Consider the following 22,791-nt stretch of genomic DNA (forward strand, 5'->3'; position numbering starts at 1 on the left):
GCTGCGCCTTGCATCTGGGCCCTTGGAGGTCCCGCAGAGACGTCATCGAATCGTGCAGACCTTCCCTAAGCAAGCTCGGATGCGGGCTGGCGGCGCACCTCGGCCGGGCGGGGGGAATCGGTATAATGCCGGCCATCTCGGGCAGGGTCGGCCATGACCATTTGCCCCCCACGCATCCAGCCAGGAGAGAACACATGGGCTTCGAGAAGATCACCATCCCCGAGGGCGACAAGATCACCGTCACCGCCGACGGCACGCTGACCGTGCCGGATCGGCCGATCATCCCGTTCATCGAGGGTGACGGCATCGGTATCGACGTCACGCCGGTGATGAAAAAGGTCATCGACGCGGCCATCGAGAAGGCCTACGGCGGCAAGCGCCAGATCGCCTGGATGGAGGTCTACGCCGGCGAGAAGTCCACGGAAGTCTACCCGGACGGCAGCGGCCTGCCGGCCGAGACCATGGAGGCGATCCGCGACTACGTCGTCTCCATCAAGGGGCCGCTGACTACGCCGGTCGGCGGCGGTTTTCGTTCGCTGAACGTCGCCCTGCGCCAGAAGCTCGACCTGTACGTCTGCCTGCGCCCGGTGCGCTACTTCACCGGCACCCCGAGCCCGGTCAAGCACCCGGAGAAGACCGACATGGTCATCTTCCGCGAGAACTCCGAGGACATCTACGCCGGCATCGAGTGGGCCGCGGGCACCCCGGAAGTGAAGAAGGTGATCGACTTCTTGCAGGACGAGATGGGCGTCGAGAACATCCGCTTCCCGGAGAGCTCGGGCATCGGTATCAAGCCGGTCTCCGAGGACGGCACCAAGCGCCTGGTGCGCCGCGCGATCGAGTACGCGATCGCCAACGACCGCGAGTCGGTCACCCTGGTGCACAAGGGCAACATCATGAAATTCACGGAAGGGGCCTTCAAGAACTGGGGCTACGAGCTCGCCAAGGAAGAGTTCGGCGCCGAGCCGCTCGACGGCGGTCCGTGGATGAAGCTCAAGAACCCCAATACCGGCCGCGACATCGTCATCAAGGACTCGATCGCCGATGCCTTCCTGCAGCAGATCCTGCTGGTGCCGGAAGAGTACGACGTGGTCGCCACCCTGAACCTCAACGGTGACTACGTCTCGGATGCGCTGGCCGCGCAGGTCGGCGGCATCGGCATCGCGCCGGGCGCGAACCTCTCCGACACCGTCGCCATGTTCGAGGCCACCCACGGCACCGCCCCGGACATCGCCGGCAAGGATCTCGCGAACCCGTCGTCGGTCATCCTCTCGGCCGAGATGATGCTGCGCCACCTCGGCTGGACCGAGGCCGCCGATGCCGTCATCAAGGCGATGGAAGGCGCGATCGCCAGCGGCAACGTCACCGGCGATCTCGCCCGCCTGATGGACAAGCCCAACCAGATCGGCTGCAAGGCCTTTGGTGAGGAGCTGATCCGCCAGATGGGTTGATCCGCTTTGCGGCATCTTGCCGCCAGGTGAAAAACGAGCAGGCGCGTCCGGGTATTTCCGGGCGCGCCTGCTACGCTTCTGAGGCAGGAAAATTGCCTGCGTCGTTCCCCAGGAGGCGCGCCATGGAACCCCTCATCGACGCCAGTGCCGTCTGTCCCTACTGCGGCGAGCCGGTCGACTTCTCGATCGACACCAGCGCCGGCGAGCAGACCTTCGTCGAGGACTGCAGCGTCTGCTGCCAGCCGATCGTGGTGACCATCAAGTGGACCGCCGAAGGCCCCACGCTGGAGTTGCACCAGGAAAACGAATGAGGCGCTTGGCCGTCTGGAGGGCGGTTCATCGCGCGTGTTACCATCTCGCCGCCTTCCGACTGCCCATGTAGCTCAGCTGGATAGAGCAACCGCCTCCTAAGCGGTAGGTCGCAGGTTCGAATCCTGCCTTGGGCGCCAGACATCCTGTTTGACGTGTCCAGCCCCGCCGGAATCGGCGCAAGTAATACACATCCATGTCACATGCGCCTGACACAGTCACCACGTGGCTGGCCGCTGATCGTTTCTTGATCCCAGCGCCAACCATGAGCGGATACCTGCCTCCTTCAGGTGCTCCCTCGAGACCGCTCTCGCTTGGTGATTTTTCTCTCACTCCTTGTTGCCCCGCCTCGTGCGGGGTTTTCTTGTGGTGAGTGTTATCGCCGTGCGTCCCGGTGGAAGCATCAATGTTTGGCTCTGGTCCCTCGTTTCCTGTTTAAGAATAAATACATGCGTGTTTCCGTATGATCGTGCTAACGTCAAGACGCTTCTAGCAAGGAGGGAGCGAGATGAAAACGATGCTTATGGTTTTTACCGCGGGGATGCTGTCCATGGGGTTGGGTAACGTGGCCGTCGCTGGGACATCGGTGCCAACGTACAAGGGTGCTGAAGTCTTGGAGCACGGAGGCGGATGCCGGAAAAGCTCCCCTCCGGGGCAGTGTTGCCACATGGAAAACAGTACTGGAATCGTTCATTGCCACTGATTCTCTAACGGCATCAAAAGCAGAAAGGCAGCTGAGAATCTCAGCTGCCTTTCTTTTTGAACGCACAGGAGAAAGAGGAAATCAGCGAGTTAATCCCGCATTACGTGCTTGAGAATGCCGACCACCTGCTCCGGGGTGGTCGCCCAGGCCATGGCGGCGGCGTCGACTTCCTTGAGCGGGTGGACGATGTCCTCGTCGTGCAGGGTGATGTAGGGCGTGCCCATCGCGGCGCAGTAGCCGGCGTCGAAGGCGGCGTTCCACTGCTTGTACTTGTCGCCGAAGCGCACCACGGCGACGTCGGCCTGCTCGAGCAGGGTCTTGATGCGGATCGCGTTGACCTTGGCCGACTTGTGGTCGCGCCAGAACTGCTTTGATTCCTCGCCGAGCAGGTCGCCGGCGGCATCACTGGCGGCGTGGTCGGTGACCGGGCGGGTGAACAGGATATCGAGACCGGCGTCACGTGCGCCCTGTTCGATCTGCTCGCGCCAGTCGGTGTGGATCTCGCCGGAAAGATAGACGGTCAGGCTCATCGGAATGCTCCTCGTTGATTCGCTTTAGTCAGGCAGATCGGTCACCGCGCCGGTGGAGGCCGAGCTGACGGTTTTCGCGTATTTTGCCAGTACGCCGCGCGGGTAGTTGGGCGCCGGGCGTTGCCATTTCGCGCGGCGGCGCTCGAGCTCGTCCGGCTCGACGTCGACCTCGATGGTGTCCGCCACGGCGTCGATGGTGATGGTGTCGCCGTCCTCGACCAGCGCGATCGGTCCGCCGTCGAACGCCTCGGGCGTGATGTGGCCGACAACGAAGCCGTGGCTGCCGCCGGAGAAGCGCCCGTCGGTAATCAGGGCGACCTCCTTGCCAAGCCCCCGGCCCATGATCGCCGAGGTGGGCGAGAGCATTTCGCGCATGCCCGGCCCGCCGCGCGGGCCCTCGTAGCGGATCACCACCACGTCGCCGGCGGTGACCGTGCCGTCGAGAATGCGCGCCTGGGCCTCTTCCTCGGAGCCGAACACCCGCGCGGTGCCGGAGAATCGCGTGCCCTCCTTGCCGGTGATCTTGGCCACGGCACCCTCCGGGGCGAGGTTGCCCTTGAGGACGCGCAGATGGCTGTCGGCCTTACGCGGTTGGTCGAGCGGGGCGATGATCTGCTGGTCGTCGGGGTAGGGCACCACGTCGGCAAGGTTCTCCGCGAGCGTCCGGCCGGTGACGGTCAGGCAGTCGCCGTGCAGCAGGCCCGCATCGAGCAGGTTCTTCATCAGCGGCAGGATGCCGCCGATCTCCACCAGCTCGCTCATCATGTAGTGCCCGGAGGGCCGCAGGTCGGCGAGCACCGGCACGCGCCGGCCGATCTCGGTGAAATCATCGAGCGTGAGCGGCACGTCGACGACGTTGGCCATCGCCAGCAGGTGCAGCACCGCGTTGGTCGAGCCGCCCAGGGCGATCGTCACCGTGATGGCGTTCTCGAAGGCCTCGCGGGTCATGATGTCGCGCGGCTTGATGTCCTTGTCCAGCAGGTCGAGCACCGCTTCGCCGGCCGCCTCGCTGTCGGCGCGCTTCTCCTCGGAGACCGCGTTCTGCGCCGAGCTGCCCGGCAGGCTCATGCCGAGTGCCTCGATCGCCGAGGCCATGGTGTTGGCGGTGTACATGCCGCCGCAGGAGCCGGGGCCCGGGATGGCGGTCTTCTCGATGTCCTCCAGGCGCGGCAGGTCGATCTCGCCCTGGGTGTAGGCACCGACCGCCTCGAAAACCGAGACGATATCGGTGTGGCACTTGCCCGGCATGATGGTGCCGCCATAGACGAACACCGACGGGCGGTTGAGGCGCGCCATGCCGATCAGGCAGCCCGGCATGTTCTTGTCGCAGCCGCCGATGGCGACCAGCCCGTCGAAGCCCTCGCAGCCGGCGACCGTCTCGATCGAGTCGGCGATCACCTCGCGCGAGACTAGCGAGTACTTCATCCCCTCGGTGCCGTTGGCGATGCCATCCGAGATGGTGATGGTGTTGAAGATGACGCCCTTGCCGCCGGCGGTGTCGGCACCAGTGCGGGCGGCGTCGGCGAGCGTGTCGATATGCGCGTTGCAGGGCGTGACCTGGCTCCAGGTCGAGGCGATGCCGACCTGCGGCTTGGTGAAGTCCTCGTCCTGGAACCCCACCGCGCGCAGCATCGCGCGGCTGGCGGACTTGTTGATGCCATCGACCACCGGGGCGGAATGGCGTCGGCGCGGATCGGTCGGCTGGTCGCTCATGCACGCTCTCCTTTCTTAAATCGGATTCGGGATGCTGAATGCTAAGGAAACTCTGCACGAATGCCATGCCACTCTGGCTTGGCGAGTCGTTCGTGATCAAGGCGCGATGTCGCCGGCGTGCCGGTGGCCACGTCAAGACATCGCAACGCAGAGCACGGGCGACTCGCCAAGCCCCGCAGGGCGCGCCTTGAGCCGGGCATCTGCTGTGTTGTCGTTCTTGGAAAGAGAATGACTTTTCTGCGGCGGACGAGCGCCTTGCATCTGCCCGGCTCGAGGCACGCAGAGCGGTATGGCATTCGTGCAGAGTTTCCCTAGTGAGGGTACGAAAAAGCCCGGCAGTCTGCCGGGCTGTTGAGCGAATCCGTCAAGGGGTCAGTGCCGGCCTTCGGCGATTTCCTCGACCAGCTTGGCGTTGAAGGCCGGCAGGTCGTCGGGATTGCGACTGGTCACCAGCCCGTTGTCGACGACGACCTCCTCGTCGACCCAGACCGCCCCGGCGTTCTTCAGATCGGTCTGGATGCTGGGGTAGGAGGTCACGCGCCGACCCTGCAGCACGTCGGCCTCGGCGAGCGTCCAGCCGCCGTGGCAGATGGCGGCGACCGGCTTGTGGTGATCGAAGAACTCGCGCACGAAGGCGACGGCCTTTGCGTTCTGCCGCAGGGCGTCCGGGTTCATCACCCCGCCGGGCAGCACCAGTGCGTCGAAGTCCGATTCGCTGGCCGAATCCAGGGGCACGTCGACGTCGAAGGCATCGCCCCAGTCGGTGTGCTGCCAGCCCTTCACGCGGCCGTCGGCGGGCGAGACGATCTGGGCGATCGCGCCGGCCTCTTCCAGCGCGCGCTTGGGTTCGGTGAGCTCCACCTGCTCGAAGCCATCGGCAACCAGCAGGGCGACACGTTTGCCATTGAGTTGTTCGATCATCCGTTGCCTCCTTGGGGAACGTCAAAAACGTGTCCCCGAGGCTAGAAGATTAACCGTGTCTCTTCAGCACGCGGGATCGACTAGGCTTGGCGCAATCCGTTTAGTCCGTTTTCAACTCTTGGCGAGGCCCACCCGATGAGCCGATGGTTGTTTGCCGAATGTCGACCGGCCGGATGGCTTCGGTCCGTGGCGCTGGCCGGCTGGTTGGGAGCCGGACTCGCGCTGACTGGGCTCGCGCAGGCCGGCTTCACGACGCCGGTGCAAACCGTCACGCTCGATGAGCGCAGCCTGAGTTACCACGTCGTGGAGGCCTCGGGTGAGCGCAGTCGGTGCGACGATGGCGCTCCACCCGTGGCGATCGTGCTGGCTGGCGGGCCGGGGTTTTCCAGCTGGAATCTCGAGCCGGTGCAGCATCGGTTGGCCGAGCTCGGTTACCGGACGGCCATCATGGACATGATCGGGGTGGGCGAGAACGCGGCGGGCGGAACGGGGCTTGTCGGCCAGCCGCTGCTGGATACCTGGGTGGCCCAGGTCGAGGCCTTGCGTCGGGCGGTGGCCGACGAGCGACCGGTGGTGCTTCTGGGACATTCCTGGGGCGCGCTGATGGCACTGCTCTACACCCGGGCGCACCCCGACGCGGTCCGGCGGCTGGTGCTGTTCAATCCCGTCGACCCGGAACGTCTGGCGATGCGTGACGTCGCCGAGCAGATCGACCGGCGCCGGGCCAGGGCGTTGGGCCAGGCCTGGGACGACGAGTCCGCCTGGGAGCAGCGCATGGGCGGTGGCGAGGACGCCGCGGCGACCGCGCGGCACCAGATCGAGCGTTCGTTGCCCAGCTACTTCCTCGATTACGAGCAGGGCCAGCGTTATGCCGAGCAGTTCGATGCCTCGGATTTTTCGGCGCAACTGAATATCGAGGGGTGGCGGGCCTACCGGGAGAACCCGGTGGACTACGCGACCATTCGCGAGTGGGACATGCCGATCGACGTGGTCGCCTGCCGACAGGACCTGCTTATGCCGGTGAATCTCGAGGCGTTGCGCGCGAATCTGTCGCTCGGACAGGTGGAATTGCTGGATCGCTGCGTGCATTTCCCCTGGGAGGAGGTGCCGCGAGCATTCGGCGAGGCGTTGGGGCGGGTACTCGCCCACCCCGGGAATGGTTCGGACTGACCGCGGTCAGTCGTCCTGCGCCGCGCCCTCGATGGAGTGGCCGAGGTTCTGGATGTCCTCGCCCAGCCCCTTCATCGTGTTACAGCCGGCGGTGATGGCCAGCAGGCCGGCGAGAAGGGCGATGCCCGTCAGCCGGCCGAGAAATCGGTGGATCATGTCACGGTCTCCGTGTGGGTTGTCACGCAGCGATGGGGGCAAGTGCCCACAAAAAAGCCACGCCGGATCGGACGTGGCTTCGGGTCCGCCATCGGGCGGTACGGGGTTAATCGTGTTCCTGGGCCTCGCCCTCGATCGACTCGCCCAGTTCCTGGGTATCCTGGCCCAGGCCTTCCATCGTGTTGCAGCCGGACAGGAAGGCGAGGGGCCCGGCAAGGAGGACGAGCAGGCTCATGCGCTTGAGAACGGAAATCATCATGTCGCTTCCCCTTTTTCGTTTTTGTGCGTGTTGCACGACGTAGGATAGCCGCCGGAGCCAAAGGTTCCCGAGGCGAGGGTTCGGCGTCGGCACCGGCGCGAGGCAAGGAGGATTCGTGGAGATACTGCTGATCGGCATCCTGCTGCTGGCCGGGTTGGCCTTCGGCACGCTGGGTAGTCATTATTTCGGCGTGCCCCGGGTGGTCGGCTACATCCTGATCGGGATGCTGTTCTCGCCGGATCTGTTGGGGGATTACCTCGGCCTGGATGCCGCGCGCTGGACCCAGCCGCTGGTGGCGATCGCGCTGGGCATCGTCGCCTACCTGATCGGCGGGGCGGCGACGGTCGGACAGCTGCGCCGCCTGGGCGTGTCGATCATTACCGCGACCGTCGGCAAGGTGACCGGCGCGTTCCTGCTGGTGTTCGCGGGGTTCGTCTGGCTGGGCGTCGGCGTGCCCGATCTGCCGGGCTGGGGCGTACCGCTGGTGCTCGCCGCGCTGGCGACCATCACCGCGCCGGCGGCGATCGTGGCGATTATCCACCAGTACCGGGCCCGCGGGCCATTGACCACCGCGTTGCTTGGCATGGTGGCGATGGACGATGCCCTGGGCGTGGTGATCTTTTCCGTGGTGCTGGCGCTGCTGGCCGCCGATGGCGTGGTCTCGGCCCTTCCGCTGGTGGTCTGGGAGATCGTCGCGGCGTTGGTGATCGGCGGGATCGGTGGCTGGCTGATCGAGCGGATCAGCCGCCTGTTGCACGAACACGAACTGCGCCTGGTCGCGCTGGTCGGTGCCATCATCCTGTTGGTGGGACTGGCCGAGGCCTGGCACTTTTCCGGCCTGCTGGCCGCCATGACGCTGGGGTTCACCGCCCGCTGGTTTGGCGGGTCGCACGCCGAGCGACTGTTCGAGCCGGTCGAGCAGCTCGAGGAAATGGTGTTCGTGCTGTTCTTCACCTTCGCCGGGCTGTACTTCGACCTGTCGGTGGCGGTCGAGCACGGTTGGTTGATCCTGCTGTTCTTCATGCTGCGCGCGGCCGGCCAGGTGGTCGGCTCGTGGATCGGTGCCCGTCTCGGCGGGGCGCCGCCGGCGATCGCCAACAACGTGGGACTGGGCATGTTGCCGCAGGGGGGCGTGGCCGTGGGCATGGCCCTGATGCTCGAGGGTCAGCCGCGCTTTGCCGAGATGGCGACCCTGGCGATCAACATCATCACGGCGAGTACGCTGCTGACCGAATCGATCGGGGCGTTGGCGGCCCGCTTCGGCTTGCAGCGCGCCGGCGAACTCGACATGGCCAACGGCGGCCAGCACGCCGGACAACAGGGTAGGAGGAACGGCGATGAAGGCAAGTGACTGGTTGGCCGCGCACCCGGCCGAGGCCGTGACCGTCTCGCCGGAGGCCTCGTTGCCGGAGGCGGCGGCATTGTTCCTGGAGCACCCCGAGGTGCGGGATATCTACGTGGTCGACGCCGAGGGTCGGGTCTGCGGGCATCTGGGGTTCCGTCGGCTGGCGGGGCTGCTGCTCGCCCACCTGCGGCCGACCCACAGCCGGCGGCAGCTGGTCGAGCGGGTGGTCGGGGGCTCGGTGCGCGAGCACATGGACGATCACGTGCTGGTGATGCGCCCGGACGAGCGCATCAGCGAGGTCTTCCACCACCACATGGAGCGGCGGGTCGAGGCGATCCCGGTGGTCGACGGCGAGCGGCGGCTGCTGGGGGTGATCCGCATCGCCGACCTGCTGCGCAAGGCGATCAACCGGTACTAGGTTTCGGCAGGTCGGGCTTGCCGGTGAGGTAGGAGGCCGCCGGATCGACCAGGAAGCGCCCCTCCATCGCCTTGCGGCCCAGCAGCATGCGAAAGCGCATGGTGTCGCGGTCGGTCAGCGTGAGTTCGATGCGCTCCTCGAGCTCGCCGATCATCAGCCGCGTGGCGATCACGTAGCGGTTCTCGCGGTGGCCGCCCGAATCCGAGACCAGGCGCCGATCGAGCAGTTCGGCCTCGCAGTGGACCACCGTGTCGTTGTCGCCCTGGATGGGATGCATGCCGATGCGCACCCAGTCGCGACCGTCGCGACGGAACGGGTCGACGGCGAAGGCGTGCAGCGCCGAGGTACGCGCGCCGGTATCCACCTTTACCTTGATCCGGCGGATACCCAGATCGGGTAGGGCCACCCATTCGCGCCAGCCCAGGCGGACCAGACCCTCGTTCGCGTCGATGGGCTCGTCCGTCATCCGATCAGTCCTCCCCTTCCTCGTCGTCGGCGTGGCCGGCCTGGAAGTCCTCCACCGTGCCCGCGATCTCGCTGACGTCGCCCTTGAATCGCGCGATGTGATAGACCGCGTCGCCCTCGTGCACCAGCGGCCGTTCCAGTCGACCGATCACCACGCCGTCGCTGGGCGAGATGATCGCCTCGCGCCGTCCGCTGTACGCATCGTCGACGTAACCGAGCGTCTCGCCGCGCGAGACCTGGGCGCCGAGGCGCACGGCGGTGCCCAGCATGCCGCTCTCCGGGGCGCGCACCCAGAGGCTGCGCCGCGAGACGAACGGTTCCGGTCGCTCGGTCTTCCGCCGCGAGGGCGCCAGCATGCCCAGCGCGCGCATGACGCTGAGCACGCCCTGGGTGCCGGCGCGGATGGAGACTTCGTCGAAGCGCAGCGCCTCGCCCGCCTCGTAGAGCAGGGTGGGAATGCCGCGTTCGCCGGCGGCGGCACGCAGCGAGCCGTCGCGCAGGGAGGAATTCAGCAGCACCGGCACACCGAAGGCGCGCGCCAGTCGCAGGGTCTCGGGGTCGTCGAGATTGCCCCGGATCTGCGGCAGATTGGTGCGGTGGATCGCGCCGGTGTGGAGATCGATGCCGTGGCTGCAGCGGCTGACGATCTCCTCGAGGAACAGGTGGGCCAGGCGCGCGGCCAGCGAGCCCTCGTCGGAGCCGGGAAAGGAGCGGTTGAGATCGCGGCGGTCGGGCAGGTAGCGGCTTTCGTGGATCAGGCCGTAGGCATTGACCACCGGCACGGCGATCAGCGTGCCGCGCAGGCGTTGCAGCGCGCGGGTCTTGAGGACCCGGCGGATGATCTCCACGCCGTTGAGCTCGTCACCGTGGATGGCCGCGCAGACGAACAGCGTCGGGCCGTCGCGCCGGCCGTGGATGACGTGCACCGGCATGGAGAGCTCGGTGTGCGAGCTCAGTCGCGGCATGGGCAGGTCGACCAGGGCGCGCTTGCCCGGGGCAACGCGTCGTCCGGCGATCTCGAAGGCCTCGCGCATGGTGTCAGCCCTGGCCGCGCGTGCGAGTCAGGCCGCGCTTGGTGCGGCGTTCGGCGAGCTTCTTCTCGATGAACTGGATCTGCATCGAGGCGATGTCCTTGCCGGTGGCGGTCTCGATGCCTTCGAGGCCCGGCGAGGAGTTGACCTCCATGACCACCGCGCCGTGGTTGGAGCGCAGGAGATCGACGCCGGCGACGTTCAGGCCCATGGTCTTGGCCGCCCGCACGGCCGTCGAGCGTTCCTCCGGGGTGATGCGGATCAGGCTGGCCGAGCCGCCGCGATGCAGGTTGGAGCGGAATTCGCCTTCCTTGCCCTGGCGCTTCATGGCCGCGACCACCTTGTCGCCGATGACCAGGCAGCGGATGTCCGCGCCGTTGGCCTCGCGAATGTACTCCTGCACCAGGATGTTGGTCTTGGTGCCCATGAAGGCCTCGATCACGCTCTCGGCGGCCTGCTTGGTCTCGGCCAGCACCACGCCGATGCCCTGGGTGCCCTCGAGCAGCTTGATCACCAGCGGGGCGCCGCCGACCATCTTGATCAGGTCCTCGACGTCGTCGGGGCGATGGGCAAAGCCGGTCACCGGCAGGCCGATGCCCTTGCGCGAGAGCAGTTGCAGCGAGCGCAGCTTGTCGCGCGAGCGGCTGATGGCGACCGACTCGTTCAAGGGGAAGGTGCCCATCATCTCGAACTGGCGCAGTACGGCCGAGCCGTAGAAGGTGATCGAGGCGCCGATCCGCGGGATCACCGCGTCGAAATCCTCGAGCTCCTCGCCCTTGTAATGCACCTCGGGGTTGTTCGAGGCGATGTTCATGTAGCAGCGCAGCACGTCGAGCACCCGCACCTCGTGGCCGCGCTCCTCGGCCGCCTCGATCAGGCGGCGGGTGGAGTAGAGCCTCGGGTTGCGCGACAGGATGGCTATCTTCATGGCGTGGTTCGATCCGAAAGGGAAATGGGTCGTGTGAATGATGACCCAACTGTAGGCCCAACCGGGGGGAAGTTCATGCCGGCGTGGGCAATGCCTGATCCGCATGGGGACGCCGGATCGGAAGGGTCGCTTGATCTGGTGCGGGTGGCCGGACTCGAACCGGCACGGCCTTTCGGCCTGCAGATTTTAAGTCTGCTGTGTCTACCAATTCCACCACACCCGCGGTGGGAGCGCATCGGGCGGGACGCCCGGCGGGGGCGGCATTCTATCGCCTTTTCCGCCACCCCGCGAACGGCATGCAAGCCAGAGCATGTGCGTTACACTGCCACGTTTAATTCATTCAGTGATAACCACCCGGAGTCACGCGCAAGCATGTCACAAGCCAACGGTCACCACCCCGCGTTCACCCTGCAGCGCTCGGTTCCCATCGAAGCGCTCAACCTGACCGTCGAGGAGTACCGGCACGACAAGACCGGCGCCCGGCATTACCACCTCGCCACCGAAGACGACCAGAACGTCTTCCTGGTCGGACTGCGCACGGTGCCGGAGGACTCCACCGGCGTGGCGCACATCCTCGAGCACACCGCGCTGTGCGGCTCGGAGCGCTACCCCGTTCGCGACCCGTTCTTCATGATGATCCGCCGGTCGCTCAACACCTTCATGAACGCCTTCACCTCGAGCGACTGGACGGCCTACCCGTTCGCCTCCTGCAACGAGAAGGACTTCTACAACCTGCTCGACGTCTACCTCGACGCGACCTTCTTCTCGCGCATCGACGAGCTGGACTTTCGCCAGGAAGGCCACCGGGTGGAATTCGAGCAGTGGGATGACCCGTCCACCCCGTTGACCTTCAAGGGCGTGGTGTTCAACGAGATGAAGGGGGCGATGAGCGACCCGACCTCGGTGCTCTGGCAGACGCTGTCGCGCGAGCTGTTCCCGGACACCACCTATCACCACAACTCCGGTGGCGATCCGGCCCGCATCCCGGATCTCACCTACGAGCAGATGGTGGCGTTCTACAAGCGCTTCTACCACCCGTCGAACGCGGTGTTCATGACCTACGGCAACCAGCCGGTCGCGCGCCTGCAGACGGAATTCGAGGAGCGGGCCCTGGCCCGCTTCGACAAGATCGATCCTGACTCGGCCGTGCCGCTCCAATCGATCTTCGCCGGCCCCAAGCAGGTCGAGGACGTCTACCCGCTCGACGACGAGGACACCGCCGAGAAGACCCACGTCAACGTCGGCTGGATGCTGGGCGAGAGCGCCGATCTCGACGCGCGCCTCGAGGCGCAACTGCTCGAGGGCGTGCTGCTGGAGAACAGCGCCTCGCCGTTGCTGAAGGCCCTGGAAACCACGGATCTGGGTGCCGCGCCGTCGCCGGTGCTGGGCCTGGAGGACTCCCAGCGCCAGATGGTTTTCGTCGCCGGGCTCGAGGGCAGCGAAGCCGACCGGGCCGAGGCGGTCGAAACGCTGATCCTCGACACGCTCACCGAGGTGGCGGACAAGGGCGTCGACCCCGACATGGTCGAGTCGGTGCTCCACCAGCTCGAGCTCGAACAGCGCGAGGTCACCGGCGACGGCTTCCCCTACGGCCTGCACCTGATCGTCCAGGCCCTGCCGGCGGCGATCCACGACAGCGACCCGATCAACCTGCTCGACCTGGAGCCCGCGCTCGAGCGCCTGCGCGCCAAGGCCGCCGACCCGCAGTTCGTTCCCAACCTCGTCCGTCGGCTGCTGTTGGACAACCCGCACCGCGTGCGACTGGTACTCAAACCGGACACCGAGCTCTCCGCGCGGCAGCAAGCGGCGGAAAAGGCGCGGCTGGCGGCCATGCAGGACACGCTCACCGACGAGGACAAGCAGCGCATCGTCGAGCAGGCCAAGGCACTGGCCGACCGCCAGGCCGAGGAGGGCGATCTCTCCATCCTGCCGACGGTGACGCGCGAGGACATCCCCGCGGACATCGAGATCCCGCAGCCGCAGCAGTTCGTGCATCAGCCCTCGAGCCAGCGCTGGTACAACCGCAGCACCAATGGCCTGGCCTACCTGCAGCTGGCGATCGATCTGCCCGAGCTCTCCCGCGACGAGCTCGAGCTGATGCCGGTCTACACCGGGCTTCTGACCGAGCTGGGCGCCGGTGACCGAGACTACCTGCAGATGGCGGAGGCCGTGGCGGCGAAGACCGGTGGTTTCGCCTCGGGCGCGTCGGTACGCGCGGGCATCGATGACGTCCACCGGACCAGCGGCTTCTGGCTGCTGTCGGGCAAGTCGCTGGTGCGCCACGCCGATGCGATGGTCGACCTGTTCCATCAGCACCTGGATGCCGCGCGTTTCGACGAGATCGACCGCATTCGGGATCTCGTCAGCCAGATGCGTTTCGGCACCGAGCAGGGCGTGGCCGGTCGTGGCCATGTCCACGCCATGCTGCTGGCCTCCTCGGGCATGTCGGCACGCGCGGCGATGCGCCACGACACCGCCGGGGTCTCGGCCGTGCGCCGCATCAAGGCGATGGACGACGGTCTGGAGCAGCGTGAGTCGCAATACGACCTGGCCGAGCGGCTCGCTCGCCTGCACGACAAGCTCAAGGGCGGGCTGCGCCACTACAACGTGGTCACCGAGCAGCGCCACTTCGCCGAGATGGCCCAGGCTCTGCGCCCGCACATGCATCAGGGGCAGACGGACAAGCCGTTCGCGCTGGGCCGCCACGAGGCGCAGGTGCGCGAGGCCTGGATCGGCAACCTCGCGGTCAACTACTGCGCCAAGGCACATGCCGGCGTGCCGCCCAAGCACCCGGACGCCGCGGCGCTGGCCGTGCTGGGCGGCTTCATGCGCAACGGCTTCCTGCACACGGCCATCCGCGAGAAGGGCGGGGCCTACGGTGGCGGCGCCGGTTATGACGCCGAGTCCGGCGCCTTCCGCTTCTTCTCATACCGCGACCCGCGCCTGGCCGAGACGCTCGAGGACTTCGATCGCGCGGTCGACTGGGTGGTCGACAATGCCCACGAGGACCGCACCGTGGACGAGGCGATCTTTGGCGTGATCGCCTCGATCGACAAGCCGGGCTCGCCGGCCGGCGAGGCGAAGAAGGCCTTCATGGACACGCTGCACGGGCGCACGCCGGACGACCTGCGCGCGATGCGCGCCCGGGTGCTCGACGTGACCCAGGATGACTTGAAGCGGGTGGCCGAGACCTACCTCAAGCCGGAGACCGCCTCGGTGGGCGTGCTGGCCGGGCCGTCGCGCGAGGATGATCTCAAGGCGCTGAACCTGCGGATCGAGCGGATCTGAGCCGGATGGGCGACACGACCAAGGGAGGGGGATTGATGCGCTGGATGATCGGGATCGGCCTGGCCGGTCTGCTGCTGGTTTCCTATTTCCTGTTGCCGATCCTGAGCCCCTTCGTGGTCGGCTTCATCATCGCCTACCTGTTCAACCCGGTGGTCACCCGCCTGGACCGGCACGGCATCTCGCGCACCTGGGGCACCTCGCTGATCTTCCTGGTGGGCGCGTTGTTGCTCCTGGTCGGGTTGATCGCCCTGATCCCCGTGCTGATCGAGCAGACCGCGCGGCTGGTGCGGGTCTTCCCGCAACTGCTCGATATCGTCCAGCAGCGGGTGATCCCCTGGGTCAACCAGACCATCGGCGTGGAACTGCACGTCGGCCAGCTGCGTGATCTCCTGGTCAAGCACGGCGAGACCATCGGCAAGATGCTCGCCGACGGGCTCTCGAACGTCTCGACCACCGGCACGGCCGTGTTCGTGGCGGTGATGAATCTCCTGCTGATCCCGGTGATCGCCTTCTACCTGCTGCGCGACTGGCCGCGGGTGGTCGAGCGCATCGAGCAGATGCTGCCGCGGCATCGCGCCGGGACCATCGTCGAGCTCGCGCGCGAGTCCGACCAGATGCTGGGCAACTTCCTGCGCGGCCAGCTGGCGGTGATGATCGCCAACGGCGTGACCTACTCGATCGGCCTGACCCTGATCGGGCTCAACACCGGGATCGCGATCGGCCTGTTCGCCGGGCTGGTTAGCTTCGTGCCGTATCTCGGCACCATCACCGGCGTGGCGCTCGCCCTGATCGCGATGTACATCCAGGCCGACAGCATCTGGCCGCTGTTGCTGGTCCTCGGCGTATTCGGCGTCGGCCAGGTACTGGAGACCGTGGCCTGGCAGCCGCGTTTCGTCGGCAACGAGATCGGCATGCACCCGGTGGCGGTGATCTTTGCGGTGATGGCCGGCGGCCAGCTGTTCGGCTTTTTCGGCATCCTGCTCGCGCTGCCGGTCTCGGCGGTGCTGATCGTGCTGGGCGAGCACGCCCTGATTGCCTACCAGCAGAGTCGCTACTACCGCGGCCGCGACGCGCGGGCGCTCCCGCCGGGCGATGGCTCGGGCGATGACCCGGTAGCGGACGCGGGTGACGAGGCCAGGGACTGAACCGGATGCAGCAGATTCCGCTGGCGCTGGATCTCGTCACCCCCACGAGCTTCGAGGGGTTCATCGGCAACGAGAACCTGCTGCTCAAGGCCACCCTGGCCGAGCAGGCGGCCGGCAGTGGCGAGACACAGGTGCTGATCCACGGCCCGGCCGGGGCGGGCAAGTCGCACCTGGCGCAAGCCGCCTGCTATCACGCCGGATCGATGGGGCGTCCCGCCGCGTACTGGCCGTTGCGCCAGCTCGGCGGGCAACTGGCGGCGGCCAGCGAGCAGATTGAGGCGTTCGCCCTGGCCGTGATCGACGACGTCGACGCGGTGATCGGCCAGGCGGAAGGCGAGTTCATGCTGTTCGACCTGATCAACCGGGCGCGGGAGGCCGGCGTGCCGCTGCTGTTGACGGCATCGCACCCGCCGACCGAGCTGCCGGTCAAGCTGGCAGATCTCGCCTCGCGGCTGACCTGGGGGGCGATGATGGCCGTGCACTTGCCGGGTGACGGCGAGAAGATCGAGTTGCTGCGCGCCCGGGCCCAGGCACGCGGACTGGAGATGCCGCATGGCACGGCCCAATGGATGCTTGCCCACCTGCCGCGCGACGTCGGCACGCTGCTCGACGCGCTCGACCGGCTGGATCGCGAATCGATGATCGCCAAGCGGCGCCTGACCATCCCCTTCGTGCGCGAGGTGCTGATCGAGGGGGAATGAGCGCCTATTGGTTGTTGCCCCGCCAGCGGGCCTCTGCACGATTCGGTGACGTTTCTGGCTTGAGGATTTGTTCGCAATCAAGGCACCGGAGCGAAGACGGGCTTGCCGCCCGTCGAGTGACGGCAACGCGGAGTGCGGGCAAATCCTCATGCCCCGGAAGGGCGGTTTCGCAGAGACGTTATCGAATCGTGTAGAGGTCCGCTACATGGTGTGGCGGACGATGCGCTGCTTGTCGCGCTGCCAGTCGCGGTCCTTGAGGGTCGCGCGCTTGTCGTGGGCCTTCTTGCCCTCGCCGAGCGCGATCTCGAGCTTGACCATGCCGCGCTTGAAGTACAGCGCGGTGGGCACGATGGTAAAGCCCTTGCGCTCGACCTGCCCGATCAGGCGCGCCAGCTCGTGCTCGTGCAGCAGCAGCTTGCGGGTGCGGGTGGGATCGGGCTTGACGTGGCTCGAGGCCTGCAGGAGCGGGGTGATCACCGCGCCCAGCAGCCAGGCCTCGCCGTCCTTGATGATGACGTGCGCGTCGGCGATCTGGGCCTTGCCGGCGCGCAGGGCCTTCACTTCCCAGCCCTCGAGGACCAGTCCGGCCTCGATGCGGTCGCCGAGAAAGAAGTCGAATTTCGCCTTCTTGTTCAGGGCGATGGTGGACTGGCCGGTCGTGGGTTTCGTGTTCTTGCTCATGGATTCATTCTAACAGGGCCGTGGCGCGGCCCTGCCGAATCCGAAAGAATTTTGTCCCGTGTCGGCCGCTTCCCTCTTGCCCCGGCGCCCACTTTTTCAGTGGGGAGTCCGGCCCCCTCGGGACGGCTCTCTCCGCCCCGGGGCCGGCCAACTTGGCCGCGCCGGTCCCATGGTGGTAGCTTTCAGGCCATCCGTCGCGCTCCCGGGAGGGGAGCCGCGCCCAATCAAATCGAAGAGGAAGCCCGGTGTCCGCACAGCATCTCGAGAACCATCCCGAGTGGAGTGGCCGGCTGGCCTTCATCCTGGCCTCGGCGGGCTCGGCCGTCGGCCTGGGCAATATCTGGAAGTTTCCCTACATCATGGGCGAGAACGGCGGCGGGGCGTTCGTGATGATCTACCTCGCCTGCCTGCTGATCGTGGCCACGCCCATCCTGATCAGCGAGGTGATGCTGGGGCGCCGCGCCCGCTCGAACCCGATCATCGGCATGGGCAAGCTTGCCGACCAGGCCGGCGTCAGTCGCGGTTGGCAGCTGATCGGCTGGATGGGTGTGCTCACCGGCTTTCTCATCCTGAGCTTCTACTCGGTGGTGATGGGCTGGGCCCTGTCCTACGTCGAGAAGGCCGCCACCGGGGCATTCGTCGGGGCGTCCGCGGCAACCATCGAGGGGCTGTTCGACGGGCTGGTCGGCAACCCCGGCACGCTGTTGTTCTGGCACACCGTCGCGATGGTGATGACGGTCGCGGTGGTGGCGCGCGGCGTGCGTGGCGGGCTGGAGCTGGCCACGCGGATCATGATGCCGTTGCTGATCGTGATCCTGGTGCTGCTGGTGGGCTACAACATCGGTACCTCCGGCTTCGCCCCGGCGATGGACTTCATGTTCGCGCCGGACTTCTCGCAGGTGACGGCCCAGACCTTCCTGGTCGCGCTCGGCCACGCCTTCTTCACGCTCAGCCTCGGCATGGGCGCGATCATGGTCTACGGCTCCTACATGCCCAGGGGCACCTCGATCGTGCGCGCCGGGATCTGGATCATCGTGCTCGACACCGGCATCGCGCTGCTGGCCGGCATGGTGATCTTCCCGATCGTGTTCTCCAACGGCATGAGCCCCGAACAGGGCGCGGGGCTGATCTTCCAGACCCTGCCGCTGGCCCTCGGGCAGATGGAGTGGGGCTATTTCCTCGCGATCGTGCTGTTCGTGCTGGTGTCGATCGCCGCCTGGACCTCCGCCATTTCGCTGGTCGAACCGGCGGTGTCGTATCTCTGGGAGCGCTTCGGCGTCCGCCGGCTGCACTCGGCGATCGCCGTGGGTGTGGCGACCTGGTCGATCGGGGTGCTCGCGGCCCTGTCGTTCAACCTGCTCGATGACGTGACCCTGTTTGGCAAGACCGCCTTCGGCCTGTTGGAATTCACCACGGCCAATATCCTCCTGCCGGCCGGCGGCATGCTGATCGCGCTCTTCGCCGCCTGGCGTATGCCGCGGGCCGACTCGGCCGAGGAACTGGGTCTGGCCGGCTGGCGCTACCGGCTGTGGTGGTGGCTGGCGGCCATCGTCGCGCCGCTGGGCGTGGCCCTGGTGTTCCTCAACGGCCTGGGTCTGTTTGGCTGACCGACGGGTCGGGCCTCCCGCTCTGCTAGACTTCGCGTTCCGACAGACTGCCCACGCCTTGACCGGCAGTGGGGCAAGCAAGAAACGCAAGGGCGACTTCCTCCCGGCATGAGTACCACCATCGAGCGTCAGGTCGATGTGCCGTTTTCCGCGTTGCAGATGTACGCGCTGGTCAACGACATCGACGCCTATCCGGACTTTCTTCCCTGGTGCGAGCAGACCCGCATCCTGCAGGCATCGGGGGACGAGGTCGAAGCGAGCATCACGCTGAAGAAGGGCGCGATCCGCAAGACCTTCGTCACCCGCAATCACAACGAGCCCGGCTCGCGCATCGTGGTGACCCTGGTCGACGGACCGTTTCGACACCTCGACGGGTTCTGGGGGTTCGAGGACCTGCCCGACGGCGGGTCGCGCGTGACCCTCGACATGCGCTTCGAGTTTTCCAACCGCCTGCTGGAACGGGCGATCGGGCCGGTGTTCCGCGAGATCGTCAAGAACCTCGTCGGGGCCTTCCGCAAGCGTGCCTTCCAGGTCTACCCGCGTGACGGGGGCGAGGGCGCGTGAAGGTCGAGGTGGCCTATGCCCGCCCGGACGTGCAGGTAATCCTCGAGGTGGATGTCGCCGAGGGGGCGACCGTCGAGGAGGCGATTCGTCTCAGCGGCATCCTCGAGCGCTTTCCCGAGATCGATCTCTCGACGCAGAAGGTCGGCGTGTTCGCCAAGGTCGCGCCGCTGTCGCAGGCGTTGCGCGAGTGGGATCGGGTCGAGATCTACCGGCCGCTGATTGCCGACCCCAAGGCCGCGCGCCGCCAGCGTGCTCAAAAGGACGGGGCCCGGAAGACAGGCGCCCAGAAGGAAAGTGCTGGCAACGCGGGCGCCGGAAAACGCGCGGCCGGCAAGGCAGCGTCCAAGTCCGATCCGGCGCCGGCGGGCACGAAAAAACCGGCGGAGTAGCACTCACGCCGGTTCGTTCTGTCGATCGCCGGCACCCGGTCAAGGGGGCGATGGATTCCCGTGCCCGATCTTAGAGCGGGTCCTGCGCCGGCGGGGTCTGCGGCAGGGGCTGACCGTCATCCGACGTTTCCAGGTCGTAGGGATTGTCGTCATCGGTCGGGCCGGACGCCGGGTTGGTCGGCGCGTTGCTCGGCGAGGCGGCCTCGGCCTCGTCGGGCAGCTCGGCGCTGTTCATCGACGGCGCCTCGGCCAGGTCCATGCCGTCACGCTGGATGGAAGCGACGCGACCGGTCGAGTCGTATTCGATCACCAGGGTGTGGCGGAAGGCCTCTTCCTTGCCGCGCTTGTCGTAGTAGATGTAGGTATCGCGCTGACCCTGGTGGAAGATGTCGTTGAGACTGGGGGTGCCGAGGATCGCGCGCACCTGGGATTGCGGCATCCCCTCGCGCAGGCGCTCGATCTGCGCCTCCTCGTAGATGTTGCCCTGCTGGATATCCGGCTGGTAGACCTGGATGAAGCTCGGAACGTAGACCGACGAGCAGCCGGCGAGCAGGGTGGCGACGAGCGGGAGCGTGAGAAGTGAGCGCTGCATGATCCTGAAAAACCTGTTCCTGAATGGTCTGGATGGCATTCGACTGCGCTCAATCATACGCAGTGTCGGGCGGCTCTGCACGAACCGGAAAGCGCTTGCCCGGCAGATGATGCCAGCCGATCGGCTCGTGCGCATCGATTATGCGCATCGCGCTCCGGTCTGGGCGGCATCTTCGGTTACAATCCCGCAAGCACACGCAATCGAGGGCAGAAGTTTTGGATTCCAGCGAACTCAAGAAGGCCGGCCTCAAGGTCACCTTGCCACGGGTGAAGATCCTCGAAATCATCGAGGCGAACCCCGATTGGCACATGAGCGCGGAGGACGTCTACAAGGAATTGCTCGCCCGCGGTGAAGAGATCGGCCTGGCGACCGTCTACCGCGTGCTGACCCAGTTCGAGACCGCCGACATCCTCAAGCGCCACCAGTTCGAGGGCGGCAAGGCCGTGTTCGAGCTGATCTCCAAGGGCGATCACGATCACCTGGTCTGCGTGAAGACCGGGCAGGTGGAGGAATTCCACGATCCGATCATCCAGGAGCGTATCGCGATGATCGCCGACGAGTTCGATTTCGACCTGACCGACTACTCGCTGGTGATCTACGGCATCAGCCGCAAGGCGACCGGCAAGAAGTAGGGGCCCGCGATGGGCCTGACGTGATGGCCTGAACGCAAGACGCCCGCCTTGGGGAGACCTGGGGCGGGCGTCTTGCGTTGGGGGTTGGGCGTGGCTCAGGCCGAGGAGTCGAGCAGTTCGCGGGCGTGCGCCCGGGTCTGCTCGGTGACCTCGCGCCCGCCGAGCATGCGCGCGAGTTCCTCGACCCGTTCGTTCGGGTCGAGCGCCCGCACCCAGGTACGGGTGGAGTCGGCCTGTTCGTCCTTCTCGATGCGCGCCTGGTGGTGGCCGTGGGCGGCGACCTGCGGCAGGTGGGTGACGCACAGGACCTGGCGCGAGTCGCCCAGTGCCCGCAGGTGCGCCCCGACGATCGCCGCGGTCGCCCCGCCGATGCCGGTATCGACCTCGTCGAAGATGAAGGTGCCCACCGGGTCGTCGCCGGCGGTCAGGGTCTTGAGCGCCAGGCTCACGCGGGCGAGCTCGCCGCCGGAGGCGATCTGGTCCAGCGGCGCGACCGGCTGGCCGCGGTTGGCGCTGATCAGGAAGACCACCTCGTCGATGCCGCGCTCGCCGCGGCGTTCGGCCAGTGTCTCCGGCTGGGTCAGTCGGACCTCGAACTCGCCATTGGGCATTCCCAGCTCACGGATCGAGGCCTTGAGGCGCTCGGCCAGTTTCTTCGCGCCGGTTGCGCGTTTTGTGCTCACCTCGGCGGCGAGACGGTCGTAGGTGGCGCGGTTCTCGACCAGGCGGGACTCGACTTCGCCCAGCGTGCTGCCGGCCTGCTCGAGTTGCTCGTGTTCCTCGCGCAGGTCGTGGACGTGCTGTTCGAACGCCTCGGGGGCGACGCGGTGCTTGCGCGCCAGTTCGTGCAGCGTGTCCAGCCGCGCCTCGACGGTGGCCAGTCGCTCGGGGTCGGCCTCGGCGGATTCGAGGCGATCACGCAGGGTGTCGACCGCCTCGGCGATCTGGATCTCGGCCGATTGCAGGGTCTCGATCACCGGGCCGAGCGCCTCGTCGAGGTCCGCGATCCGCGAGAGGGCCTGCTCGGCGGCGCCGACGCGGTCGTGGGCGTTGCCGTCCTCGTCGAACAGGGCGGCCATCTGTTCGGCCAGCACCTGGCGCCACTCGTCGAGGCGCGTCAACCGCTTGAGCTCGGCGTGCAGCTGGTTGAACTCGTCGGGTTGCGGGTCGACACGCTCGATCTCCTCGAGCTGGAATTCGAGGAAGGCGAGCCGGTCGGCGCGCGAGGCCTGCTCGGCCTGATGGTTGGCAAGCTGCTGCTCGTCGGCGTGGATCTGCCGGCTCAGCCGGCCGAGCTCATCGACCTGGCGCTTGAGGTCGCAGAAATGATCGAGCAGGGCGAGCTGGGTCTTCGCCTGCATCAATCGCTGGTTCTGGTGCTGGCCGTGGATGTCGATCAGGTGCCGCCCGATCCCCTTGAGGGTCTGACCCGGCACGGGTCGACCGTTGATCCAGGCCTTTGAGCGGCCGTCGCGCGAGAGCAGCCGGCGCACGATCAGCGGCAGGGAGTCGCCCTCCGGTTCCTCGCCCAGTTCCTGCTCCTCGAGCCAGCGCGCCGCCGGGCTGTCCGCGGGCAGCAGGAACTCGCCGGTGACCTCGCCCTGGTCGCAACCGGCGCGCAGCAGGTTCATGTTGGCGCGATCGCCCAGGAGCAGCCCGATCGCGTCGATCAGGATCGACTTGCCCGCGCCCGTCTCGCCGGTCAGCGCGGTCATGCCGGCGGCGAAATCGAGTTCGAGCTGGTCGATCAGGGCGATCTGGCGGATCGATAGGGTGGTCAGCATGTCAGGCGG

23 protein-coding genes and 2 tRNA genes are annotated in these 22,791 nt (G+C 66.8%); 13 read left to right on the forward strand and 12 right to left on the reverse strand.

Translation table 11 applies throughout. The features are described 5' to 3' along the window. Positions 1-194 precede the first annotated feature (194 nt). From icd to LV475_RS07585, 3 genes are all read left to right on the forward strand, one after another. Positions 195-1,451 (forward strand): NADP-dependent isocitrate dehydrogenase, encoded by a 1,257-nt coding sequence (icd, locus tag LV475_RS07575; RefSeq protein ID WP_250106094.1) that lies wholly within the window; start codon positions 195-197, stop codon positions 1,449-1,451. A 122-nt stretch (positions 1,452-1,573) separates the two neighbouring features. Continuing rightward, a complete protein-coding gene (locus tag LV475_RS07580; RefSeq protein ID WP_125198844.1) occupies positions 1,574-1,762 on the forward strand; it encodes a CPXCG motif-containing cysteine-rich protein in 189 nt (62 codons plus the stop codon). Between the two features lie 61 nt (positions 1,763-1,823). Continuing rightward, positions 1,824-1,900: transfer RNA gene (locus LV475_RS07585), tRNA-Arg, on the forward strand. A gap of 652 nt (positions 1,901-2,552) precedes the next feature. On the opposite strand, the gene LV475_RS07590 is transcribed toward LV475_RS07585, so the two are convergent. The 3 genes from LV475_RS07590 to LV475_RS07600 all read right to left on the reverse strand — a co-directional run bounded on the left by LV475_RS07590 (position 2,553) and on the right by LV475_RS07600 (position 5,627). Beyond that, a complete protein-coding gene (locus LV475_RS07590; protein WP_250106095.1) occupies positions 2,553-2,993 on the reverse strand; it encodes a YtoQ family protein in 441 nt (146 codons plus the stop codon). 24 nt (positions 2,994-3,017) lie between these two features. Continuing rightward, a complete protein-coding gene (ilvD, locus tag LV475_RS07595) occupies positions 3,018-4,706 on the reverse strand; it encodes a dihydroxy-acid dehydratase (RefSeq protein ID WP_250106096.1) in 1,689 nt (562 codons plus the stop codon). A gap of 372 nt (positions 4,707-5,078) precedes the next feature. Then, positions 5,079-5,627, reverse strand: coding sequence for a type 1 glutamine amidotransferase domain-containing protein (locus LV475_RS07600; protein ID WP_250106097.1), 549 nt, complete (start codon positions 5,625-5,627; stop codon positions 5,079-5,081). 186 nt (positions 5,628-5,813) lie between these two features. Here LV475_RS07600 and LV475_RS07605 point away from each other — a divergent pair, with 186 nt between their 5' ends. Then, positions 5,814-6,797, forward strand: coding sequence for an alpha/beta fold hydrolase (locus LV475_RS07605; protein ID WP_197039199.1), 984 nt, complete (start codon positions 5,814-5,816; stop codon positions 6,795-6,797). A 6-nt stretch (positions 6,798-6,803) separates the two neighbouring features. Here the strand turns inward: LV475_RS07605 and LV475_RS07610 are convergent, their stop codons facing one another. After that, positions 6,804-6,953: an entericidin A/B family lipoprotein gene (locus LV475_RS07610; RefSeq protein WP_156227994.1), complete on the reverse strand. Its 150-nt coding sequence runs from the start codon at positions 6,951-6,953 to the stop codon at positions 6,804-6,806. A 106-nt stretch (positions 6,954-7,059) separates the two neighbouring features. Further along, on the reverse strand, positions 7,060-7,212 hold the full coding sequence (locus tag LV475_RS07615; protein WP_169303667.1) for an entericidin A/B family lipoprotein: 153 nt from the start codon (positions 7,210-7,212) through the stop codon (positions 7,060-7,062). Between the two features lie 115 nt (positions 7,213-7,327). Between LV475_RS07615 and LV475_RS07620 the strand changes: the two genes are divergently transcribed. Continuing rightward, positions 7,328-8,563 (forward strand): cation:proton antiporter, encoded by a 1,236-nt coding sequence (locus LV475_RS07620; RefSeq protein WP_156227996.1) that lies wholly within the window; start codon positions 7,328-7,330, stop codon positions 8,561-8,563. Beyond that, positions 8,550-8,975 (forward strand): CBS domain-containing protein, encoded by a 426-nt coding sequence (locus LV475_RS07625; protein WP_136867782.1) that lies wholly within the window; start codon positions 8,550-8,552, stop codon positions 8,973-8,975. Before LV475_RS07620 ends, LV475_RS07625 begins: the two co-directional genes overlap by 14 nt. Here LV475_RS07625 and LV475_RS07630 read toward each other — a convergent pair. From LV475_RS07630 to LV475_RS07645, 4 genes are all read right to left on the reverse strand, one after another. Then, the gene (locus LV475_RS07630) at positions 8,962-9,441 is read right to left on the reverse strand and encodes an ATP-dependent zinc protease family protein (protein WP_136867783.1); all 480 of its coding nucleotides are present in this window, start codon (positions 9,439-9,441) and stop codon (positions 8,962-8,964) included. The genes LV475_RS07625 and LV475_RS07630 overlap by 14 nt on opposite strands. A 4-nt stretch (positions 9,442-9,445) precedes the next feature. Continuing rightward, on the reverse strand, positions 9,446-10,474 hold the full coding sequence (locus LV475_RS07635) for a succinylglutamate desuccinylase/aspartoacylase family protein (protein WP_250106098.1): 1,029 nt from the start codon (positions 10,472-10,474) through the stop codon (positions 9,446-9,448). Positions 10,475-10,478: 4 nt separating this feature from the next. Then, positions 10,479-11,399: a 30S ribosomal protein S6--L-glutamate ligase gene (gene rimK / locus LV475_RS07640; protein WP_136867785.1), complete on the reverse strand. Its 921-nt coding sequence runs from the start codon at positions 11,397-11,399 to the stop codon at positions 10,479-10,481. Between the two features lie 136 nt (positions 11,400-11,535). After that, a tRNA-Leu gene (locus LV475_RS07645) sits at positions 11,536-11,622 on the reverse strand. A gap of 149 nt (positions 11,623-11,771) precedes the next feature. Here LV475_RS07645 and LV475_RS07650 point away from each other — a divergent pair. The 3 genes from LV475_RS07650 to hda are packed head-to-tail and all read left to right on the forward strand — an operon-like array spanning position 11,772 to position 16,533. Then, positions 11,772-14,687 carry an insulinase family protein gene (locus LV475_RS07650; protein ID WP_250106099.1) on the forward strand — a complete coding sequence of 972 codons (2,916 nt, stop codon included), beginning with the start codon at positions 11,772-11,774 and terminating at the stop codon, positions 14,685-14,687. Positions 14,688-14,722: 35 nt separating this feature from the next. Further along, positions 14,723-15,832 carry an AI-2E family transporter gene (locus LV475_RS07655; protein ID WP_250106100.1) on the forward strand — a complete coding sequence of 370 codons (1,110 nt, stop codon included), beginning with the start codon at positions 14,723-14,725 and terminating at the stop codon, positions 15,830-15,832. Positions 15,833-15,837: 5 nt separating this feature from the next. Then, the gene (gene hda, locus LV475_RS07660) at positions 15,838-16,533 is read left to right on the forward strand and encodes a DnaA regulatory inactivator Hda (protein ID WP_136867788.1); all 696 of its coding nucleotides are present in this window, start codon (positions 15,838-15,840) and stop codon (positions 16,531-16,533) included. 201 nt (positions 16,534-16,734) lie between these two features. Here the strand turns inward: hda and smpB are convergent, their stop codons facing one another. After that, positions 16,735-17,214 carry an SsrA-binding protein SmpB gene (smpB, locus tag LV475_RS07665; RefSeq protein ID WP_136867789.1) on the reverse strand — a complete coding sequence of 160 codons (480 nt, stop codon included), beginning with the start codon at positions 17,212-17,214 and terminating at the stop codon, positions 16,735-16,737. Positions 17,215-17,459: 245 nt separating this feature from the next. Here smpB and LV475_RS07670 point away from each other — a divergent pair, with 245 nt between their 5' ends. From LV475_RS07670 to LV475_RS07680, 3 genes are all read left to right on the forward strand, one after another. Beyond that, entirely contained in the window at positions 17,460-18,821 is a 1,362-nt protein-coding gene (locus tag LV475_RS07670) for a sodium-dependent transporter (RefSeq protein ID WP_169303668.1), read from the forward strand. A 108-nt stretch (positions 18,822-18,929) separates the two neighbouring features. Further along, on the forward strand, positions 18,930-19,385 hold the full coding sequence (locus LV475_RS07675; protein WP_136867790.1) for a type II toxin-antitoxin system RatA family toxin: 456 nt from the start codon (positions 18,930-18,932) through the stop codon (positions 19,383-19,385). Beyond that, positions 19,382-19,774: an RnfH family protein gene (locus LV475_RS07680; protein WP_136867791.1), complete on the forward strand. Its 393-nt coding sequence runs from the start codon at positions 19,382-19,384 to the stop codon at positions 19,772-19,774. Before LV475_RS07675 ends, LV475_RS07680 begins: the two co-directional genes overlap by 4 nt. 70 nt (positions 19,775-19,844) lie before the next feature. Here the strand turns inward: LV475_RS07680 and LV475_RS07685 are convergent, their stop codons facing one another. Then, positions 19,845-20,366 (reverse strand): outer membrane protein assembly factor BamE, encoded by a 522-nt coding sequence (locus LV475_RS07685; protein WP_169303669.1) that lies wholly within the window; start codon positions 20,364-20,366, stop codon positions 19,845-19,847. Positions 20,367-20,581: 215 nt separating this feature from the next. Here LV475_RS07685 and fur point away from each other — a divergent pair, with 215 nt between their 5' ends. Then, positions 20,582-20,998, forward strand: a complete 417-nt coding sequence (fur, locus tag LV475_RS07690; protein WP_197039201.1) for a ferric iron uptake transcriptional regulator — start codon at positions 20,582-20,584, stop codon at positions 20,996-20,998. A 95-nt stretch (positions 20,999-21,093) separates the two neighbouring features. Here fur and recN read toward each other — a convergent pair whose 3' ends face one another. Further along, entirely contained in the window at positions 21,094-22,782 is a 1,689-nt protein-coding gene (gene recN / locus LV475_RS07695; RefSeq protein ID WP_136867794.1) for a DNA repair protein RecN, read from the reverse strand. Positions 22,783-22,791 lie beyond the last annotated feature (9 nt).

The sequence above is a fragment of the Guyparkeria hydrothermalis genome (assembly GCF_023555375.1).
Classification (GTDB): Bacteria; Pseudomonadota; Gammaproteobacteria; order Halothiobacillales; family Halothiobacillaceae; genus Guyparkeria; species Guyparkeria hydrothermalis.